Genomic DNA, 541 nt, shown 5'->3' on the forward strand with positions numbered 1-541 from the left:
GCTGCGTTGCTAGTCCTGGTAAATTTGTTAAGCCAGTTAGGTTCTCAAACGTGTTGGTGAAAGCGCCTGCTCCAACAGATTTGAGGAAAGATTCCATCCCAAGTTCTAAACGTGCCTCTTGCGTCATCAGCTTTTTCAAATCAGAGTCGTTGAACAAGTCTGGAGACATCTCATACATGGATGCATATTCATCTAGCTGGTGATTTACATCCGCATCTGATATCGAGTTGACTACGTCACTGAGCTCACCAAGACCGTACGCATTCACTTCATATCCAAACTGGATTTGCGCAGAGACTTTGTTGCCTTCCGTGACCGCGACTTGGCGCATGTTGTCGCCAAAGTGGGCGACTTTCAGGTGCTGACCTGCATTCACACCAATAGCGGCGCGACACCAATCGTCGATATCTCTATGCACTTGCGGTTCTTGCCAGTGTCCGACTACGACTTTACGTTCAATATTCAGACGGGTGCCAATGAAGCCAAACTCTCGGCAACCGTGCGCACTTTGGTTGAGGTTCATGAAATCCATGTCGATTTC

The 541-nt window shown here is 48.1% G+C and carries 1 pseudogene; it reads right to left on the bottom strand.

What is annotated here, in order from left to right:
- Positions 1-541, bottom strand: a pseudogene (locus R7R78_RS28955) (L-arabinose isomerase); the annotation flags it as partial.

The organism is Vibrio sp. 2134-1 (assembly GCF_033339495.1).